The organism is Faecalimicrobium dakarense, from assembly GCF_000499525.1.
GTDB lineage: Bacteria > Bacillota > Clostridia > Peptostreptococcales > Peptostreptococcaceae > Faecalimicrobium > Faecalimicrobium dakarense.
Genome location: NZ_HG529378.1, coordinates 25,715 through 33,679, shown reverse-complemented (window position 1 = coordinate 33,679; position 7,965 = coordinate 25,715). Strand labels below are relative to the sequence as shown.

Annotated in this window: 5 protein-coding genes and 1 pseudogene; all 6 read right to left on the bottom strand. The window is 29.0% G+C overall.

The genetic code is table 11. The features are described from left to right. Nucleotides 1-78: 78 nt before the first annotated feature. Nucleotides 79-3,626 (bottom strand): annotated as a pseudogene (locus BN899_RS12695) (DNA polymerase III subunit alpha). Between the two features lie 170 nt (nucleotides 3,627-3,796). After that, nucleotides 3,797-4,741: a DNA-binding protein WhiA gene (gene whiA / locus BN899_RS12690; protein ID WP_042275938.1), complete on the bottom strand. Its 945-nt coding sequence runs from the start codon at nucleotides 4,739-4,741 to the stop codon at nucleotides 3,797-3,799. A 16-nt stretch (nucleotides 4,742-4,757) separates the two neighbouring features. Then, complete coding sequence (locus BN899_RS12685) at nucleotides 4,758-5,183, bottom strand: NUDIX hydrolase (RefSeq protein WP_042275935.1); 426 nt, start codon at nucleotides 5,181-5,183, stop codon at nucleotides 4,758-4,760. 65 nt (nucleotides 5,184-5,248) lie between these two features. Continuing rightward, nucleotides 5,249-6,358 carry a gluconeogenesis factor YvcK family protein gene (locus BN899_RS12680; RefSeq protein WP_042275933.1) on the bottom strand — a complete coding sequence of 370 codons (1,110 nt, stop codon included), beginning with the start codon at nucleotides 6,356-6,358 and terminating at the stop codon, nucleotides 5,249-5,251. Between the two features lie 13 nt (nucleotides 6,359-6,371). Continuing rightward, on the bottom strand, nucleotides 6,372-7,229 hold the full coding sequence (gene rapZ, locus BN899_RS12675) for an RNase adapter RapZ (RefSeq protein WP_042275930.1): 858 nt from the start codon (nucleotides 7,227-7,229) through the stop codon (nucleotides 6,372-6,374). A 21-nt stretch (nucleotides 7,230-7,250) separates the two neighbouring features. Next, nucleotides 7,251-7,964 (bottom strand): PHP domain-containing protein, encoded by a 714-nt coding sequence (locus BN899_RS12670; RefSeq protein WP_042275927.1) that lies wholly within the window; start codon nucleotides 7,962-7,964, stop codon nucleotides 7,251-7,253. Between the last annotated feature and the right edge of the window lies 1 nt (nucleotide 7,965).

Genomic DNA, 7,965 nt, shown 5'->3' with positions numbered 1-7,965 from the left:
ATATTATACCATAATCTGAAAAACTTTTTCATATTATTATATAATTTTTTGTTTTTAAAGTTCTAATTTTTTTGAAAATTATTTCTTAATTTTTATATCTTCTTTAGATAGTATTTTTTCTAACTTTTTAATTACTTCTTCAGACGTTTTTACTAATAATCCATTGTATTTATACATCTGTTTTGAATCCTCTGCATACAAAAATATATTTTCATTTCCTGGATAAAGTTTTAGTACATCAACTATATTATCAATAAGTGATTTATTACTAAAGCTATCTATTTTTAAATATAGTCCTAACTTAGAATTATTATTACTATTTCTATTATTTTGTTTGTTATACGTATTTTTAGATTTGTATATACTATCTTCAAACTCGGACTTATCATTTATATCTTTAAATTCTCTTGCTATTAGTTTTGGGCTCTCGTCTTCTTTTATGCTTAAAGTCCCTTTTACATATATAATATTATCTTCATTTAAAATATTATTATATCGTTGTAATAATTGAGGAAATACTATTATTTCTATAGTCCCATATAAATCTTCCAATTCTAAAAATGCCATTATATCATTTCTTTTAGTAGTTTTTATGGTTTTATTGACAATCATTCCACCCATTATTACTTCTCTTTCATCTAAACTAACATAAGATTCTTCATCTTCCCTTAATGAATTTAGTTTTCCATTATCTATAGACGTATTTCTTTGTAATTCTTCTTTAAATTCAGCTAATGGGTGTCCACTTACATACATCCCTAATACTTCTTTTTCTAAGTTAAGTCTTTCTCTTTCTTCAAATTCTTTCAGTTTTTTAATTACACTTACTTCTTGGAAATCTTGAGTTTCTTCAGTTGACGAAAAAGCATCGAACAATGATATTTGGCCTTGAATATTTTTCTTTCTATCCATAGATATACTATCTAGTAAACTTTCATATCCAGCCATTAAACTTGCTCTATTTTCACTTATTTCATCAAATGCTCCACATTTGATTAAACTCTCTATACATCTTTTATTAGTATCCTTTGAATCTAATCTTTTTGCCAAGTCTCCAAAGTCTTTAAAATATCCATTGGTTTCTCTTTCATTTATTATATTATTAATTATATTTACACCAACATTCTTTACTGCTGCTAGTCCAAATCTAATATTGTTTCCTTCAACAGAGAATTTTGCAAAACTTTTATTTATATCTGGCTTTAAAATATCTATTTTTAAAGCACTACATTCTCTTATATATTCCACAACTTTATCTGTATTACCCATTACACTTGTAATAAGCGCTGCCATAAATTCGACTGGATAATATGCTTTTAAATATGCTGTTTGGTATGATAAAACTCCATATGCCGCAGCATGTGATTTATTAAATGCATACTTTGCAAAATCTATCATATCATCAAATATTTTATCAGCTATATCTTCTGGAACTCCATTTCTTACACATCCAGCAATTTCTATTTTACCATTTTCATCTTCTTTACCATGGATGAAATATCTTCTTTCCTCTTCCATAACATCCATTTTCTTCTTACCCATGGCTCTTCTAACCAAGTCACTACGGCCATAGCTATATCCACCTAAATCTCTAACTACCTGCATTACCTGTTCTTGATAAACTAAACATCCATAAGTAACATCCATTATAGGTTTTAACTTTTCATGTAAATACTTTACATGCTGTGGATTATTTTTATTATCTATATAAGTTGGTATAGAATCCATTGGTCCTGGTCTATATAAAGAAATCCCCGCTACTATATCCTCAAAGTTGTCTGGTCTTAGTTGTTTCATGAAACTTCTCATACCAGCACTTTCTAACTGGAATACTCCTAATGTATTTCCTGATGATAATAATTCATATACTTTTGGATCATCGTCACTCATTTTAGAAAAATCTATTTTTTTATTATGGTTTTTTCTATTAGTTCTAGTGCGTCTCTAATTACAGTAAGAGTTCTAAGTCCTAGAAAATCCATTTTAAGTAGACCTAACTCTTCTAATGTAGTCATTGTAAATTGCGTTGTTATAGCATCTTGATGTTTGTATAACGGAACGTATTCATCTACTGGATTTTTAGATATAACTACACCAGCTGCATGTGTTGATGCATGTCTAAGCATTCCTTCAATTTGCTTTGATATATCTATTGTTTCACGAGTTTCTTTATCTTGGTCGTATAATGCTTTTAAGTTTGGGTTAGTTTCTAAAGCTTTATCTATTGTCATTCCAAGTGCAAAAGGTATTTCTTTTGCTATCTTATCAACTTTATTATAAGGTATATCAAGAACCCTACCAACATCTCTTATGGCAGCTTTAGCCCCCATTGTTCCAAATGTTATAATTTGGGCAACATGGTCTTCTCCATACTTTCTTTTTACATAATCTATAACTTCCTCTCTTCTCTCGTAGCAGAAATCTATATCTATATCGGGCATAGATACACGTTCTGGATTTAAGAAACGCTCAAATAGTAGAGAGTATTTTATAGGATCTATATCTGTAATTTTAAGCGTATATGCAACTATGGAACCTGCCGCACTACCTCTTCCAGGCCCAACCATTATATTATTTTCTTTAGAAAAGTTTATAAAATCCCATGTTATAAGAAAATACTCAACATAACCCATTCTCTCTATTACATCTAACTCATAGTTAAGCCTATCTATAACATTTTGGCTTGGATTTTCATATCTTTCCTCTAAACCTTTAAAACATAATTCTCTTAAATAACTATCTGTAGTATATCCACTAGGCACCTCATATTGAGGAAGATGAATAGTATTAAAATCAAACTCAATATTACATCTTTCTGCTATTTTAACTGAATTTTCTACAGCTTCTAATGCATATGGAAATAATTCTTCCATTTCCTCTCTAGATTTTAAATAAAATTCATCACTCCCAAATCTCATTCTATTTGGGTCGTTTACAGTTTTCCCCATTTGTATACACATAAGTACATCATGTATTTTTGCATCTTCTTTATTTACATAATGAACATCATTCGTTGCAACCAATGGAATTCCTGTTTCTTTTGATAGTTTTACAAGACTTGAGTTTACTTCTCTTTGTTCTGGTAAGTTGTGATCTTGTATTTCTAAATAAAAATTCTCTTCTCCAAATATATCTCTATACTCTAAAGCTTTACTTTTTGCTTTTTCATAGTTTCTATCCATAAGCGCTTGAGATACATCGCCTGCTAAGCAAGCAGATAAAGCTATTATTCCACCATTATATTTCTTTAATTCATCCATATCTACTCTTGGTTTATAATAAAACCCTTCTACATAAGATGTAGATACTAATTTAATTAAATTTTTATAACCGTCCATATTTTTAGCTAATAAAATTAAATGTCCTTGTCTTTTATCATAATTTGGGTCTTTATCTTTTAATGTACGAGGTGCTGTGTATACTTCACATCCTACTATAGGTTTTATTCCTTCTTTTTTAGCTGTTTTATAAAAATCTATAACACCAAACATACATCCATGGTCTGTTATAGCAATTGAACTCATATTTAATTCTTTAGCTCTACCTACTAGTTTCTTTATTCTTGAGAAACCATCAAGTAAACTATATTCTGTATGAACATGAAGATGAACAAAATCTTTATTCATCAAATCACCTCCTATCTTATGATTTAATTTTACCACAAAAGTATATTATAAAACAAAGTTCAACACTTTATATAAAATTTAACATAATTACTTTTAATATGACATTATCTTAAATAAATTATTGCAATATAAATAGAGGATTATATTGTAATATAACCCCCTATTTATAATTATTTATTTCTTAATTTATTAGCAATTTCTTCTATTTTTCTTAGCCTATGATTCACTCCCGATTTCCCTATAGGAGGACTTAACATTTCTCCTAATTCCTTTAGTGTCATGTCTTCATATTCTACTCTAAGGCTAGCTATTTCTTGTAAATTCTCTGGTAAACTGCTTATTCCTATTGTATTTTGTATTAACTTAATATTTTCTACTTGCCTCACAGCTGCATTAACTGTTTTCGAAAGGTTTGCCGTTTCACAATTAACAATACGATTAACATTATTTCTCATTTCTTTAACTACTTTAATGTTTTGTAAGCTTAATAATGCTTGATGCGCTCCTATTATGCTAAGTAAGTCTGATATTTGCTCACTTTCTTTTAGATAGACAACATAATTATTTTTTCTAGATACTATCTTAGAATTAAATCCTAAAGAATTTATAAGCTCTTTTAAAGACTCTGCAAAATCTTCATTGTTAGTTACAAACTCCATATGATACGTTTTACCAGGATCACTTATAGACCCTCCTCCAAGAAACGCTCCTCTTATAAACGATCTTGCACACTCTTCATGTTGTATAAGATTTGTAGGTACTTTGTTCAAAGTATAGAATTGATCTCCTGGAGCTAGTATTCCTAATTCCTTTAACAACTTCTCTGCTCCCATTTCACTTGTTACCATTAAAACATAACTATTATTTCTCTTTAACATTTGATTTTTATTTACTGAAATCGTTGTGTTTATTCCAAAATTTTGTTTTAATAATTTAAATGCTTTACGAGCTATTGAGTTTAATTCTGTTGTTATTTTAAAATTTAATTTCTTATACCCTGCAATTTGTATACTTCCTGCTAACCTAACTATAGCAGCTAATTCAGTTACATTACAGCAATGGTTTTCAGATGAAACCCTTGCTAGTTCATTTTTTGTTTCAGCTGAAAAAGACATATCTATCACCTATTAACTAGTTCTTTTTTGACCTTTTTTTTATTTCTTGTAGTGCTACTTTTATTATTTCTTTTTCATCATCATATCTTGCTAAATCTACTACTCTATCTAAATGTATAAACTTAGCATCGATGAATCCTTCCTCTTTTTGAGGTACTGTATCCATGCCTCTTGCTTGCATTAAATACCAGAAAACTGTTTTATGAACTGCCCTATTTTCATCCCAGTTTTCTTTAAAAGTATAATGTATTTCTCCTAAATACTTTAGTATATCCGCTTTTACTCCAGTTTCTTCTAGTACTTCTCTTAACGCTGCTTCTTGCCTGTTTTCTCCTTCTTCTACTTTACCCTTTGGTAAAACCCAATCTCCATTGAATTTTCTAAGTAAAAGTATAGCGTTACCAAAAAGTACTACACCACCGGCACTAACCTCTTCTCTCATAGATGTTCACTCCTTAAAACTAACATAATAATAAGGATTTCTACATAAATTTTTAAAATCCTTTTTTACTTGCTTGTGTCATTTTTATGACTTAGTGCCAAATTAACTACTATATTAGAAATATACTTTGCATCATGCCTAATATAATTGCTTTTTATTTCAATTAAATTTTCTTCTATAGCTTTTATCCCCATACTTTTTAAAACATCTTTTTGAGTCTTATCTAGTATAACTTGTTTTGCACCATCCCTTTGATATATTTCAAAAATATCAATAGGTAATACTTCATTATTAGCTATTACATAGTCTACTATATTTTCATTAGCATGTTTTACTATAGCGTTTATATGATCTAACACATTGTAGTCATCTGTTTCTCCTGGTTGAGTCATTATATTAGATATATATACTTTAGGAGCACTAGATTTTTTAATAGCATCCACTACACCCTCGACCAATAAGTTTGGTATTATACTTGTGTACAAACTTCCTGGCCCCATTATAATTATATCAGCATCGGCAATAGAATTGATTACTTCATCTAAAGGTTTTGCATCTATGGGGTCTAAGTATACTCTATCTATACCACTTTCTTGAGTTTTTACTTCATTAGGTATACTTGATTCCCCTTTTACAAATTCTCCATTTTTAAGCTTAGCAATTAGGTTTATATCTTCTAACGTTATAGGTAAAACCCTACCTGTTATAGCAAATATTTCACTCATTTTATAAACTGCTATCTCAAAATTTTCATACAATCCATTCATTGCTGCTAAAAATAGATTTCCAAAACTTTGACCTTTTAAAGCACCTTCTGTAAATCTATATTTCATAACCTCATTCATTGTTGGCTCTATATTAGCTAAAGCCAACAAGCAATTTCTTATATCTCCTGGTGGTAGCATCCCTAAATCTTCTCTTAAAATACCTGATCCTCCACCATCATCTGCAACAGTAACTACTGCAGTGATATTTTGTGTGAAATGCTTAAGGCCTCTTAAAAAAACTGATTGACCTGTTCCTCCACCAATTACCACTACTTTTGGACCTTTATATTCTTTAGATTTTATATGCAAAGATTGTTTTGTTTCACTCTTTATTTTTTTATATAAATATAGAGATATAAAAAGTGCAATCCATCCTGTTACGCCTATGCCTATAAGTATACTTGTCATTTTTTCCTCCAAATTATCTTAGCATAGAGTCCCTGTGTTTTTTTACCGCTCTATATCCTTTTTTACTTAATTCTTCATATATAAGGTTAGATATAGTCACAGATCTATGTCTACCACCTGTGCAACCAATTCCTATTACTATATGATGTTTTCCTTCTTCAATATATTGAGGTATTAAAAACTCTATCATATCTTTAAGTTTTGCGAAAAACTCCTCACTTACTTTAGAATTCATTACATAATCTCTAACATCTTGTTCATCTCCAGTTTTAGGTCTTAACTCTTCTTCATAATATGGGTTTGGAAGAAATCTTACATCAAATAATAAATCACAATCTGCCGGTATTCCATGTTTAAATCCAAAAGAAACAACTGATATAGTTAGGTTCGGATTTTCTTCTCCAACAGAGTATATTTTACTAACTTCCTCTTTAAGGTCCTTCGGTTTCATATTTGTTGTATCTATTATACAATTTGATATTTCCTTTAAAGGTTCCATTATACGTCTTTCCATCTTTATACCTTCAGGTATTTGTATGTCTATAGATAATGGATGATTTCTTCTTGTCATTTTATATCTTTTTAATAATACATCATCTGCACACTCTAAATATAATATTTCATATTTATAGTTTTGTTCTTGAAGGTAGTTTAAACTTTCATGAAGTTCTTTAAAAAATTTTCTACCTCTTATATCTATACCTAAGGCAACTTTATCAATACTTGAATTAGGTTGATAGCATAATTCTGCAAATTTAGTTATTAGTGCAGGAGGTAAGTTATCTACACAATAAAATCCCATATCCTCTAAAGCCCTCATAGTTTCACTTTTTCCTGATCCTGAAAGACCTGTTACTATTACGAATTTCATCTTTTCTCCCCCTTTTTTTAACTATATTTTTATGTTTTCTATTAATGATAAATCTAAATTTGCTTCTTTTGCAATTTTCATAGCTAGCTCAAAGTTTCCTACATTTTCTGGTATATGAGCATCAGAACCAATAATAAATTTATTCCCTATATTCTTTATTTGTTTTAATTGATTAGCATTTAAAAAACCATGGCTACTATTTATTTCTAGTTTAGTATCTGTCTGTTTGGCTATTTTTGCAACCTCTTCAATATAAATATCTCCCTTATCACCAGGGTGAGTTATTATAAATATATCATTTTTTTTCATTGCATTTATTAAAGCCTTTGTATTATATTCTTTAGATTTTTCATTCTTTATTATATAATTGTTGCAGTGATTCAACATACTTCTTAATGAAGTAGGTGTCGAACCAAAGTGGTAACCTGCCATAACATAATCCAATGAGTCAATAATCTTGTCATTTATATCTATATTACCATTATCATCTAATATATTACATTCCATTCCTAAAAGAATATTGATATTGTCGTATTTCATATTTAAATCATCTATTTCTTCTCTCATTTTATAGATATCATTTATTTTAACTCCAAAGCTTATATGTTTGTATCCATGATCTGATATTCCTATGGTTTTTATGCCTTTAGAAATAGCTTCCTTAACATTATCTTCTATTGTACCTTTTCCATGGCTATATACTGTATGTGTATGATAATCTGCTAATATTTCCATT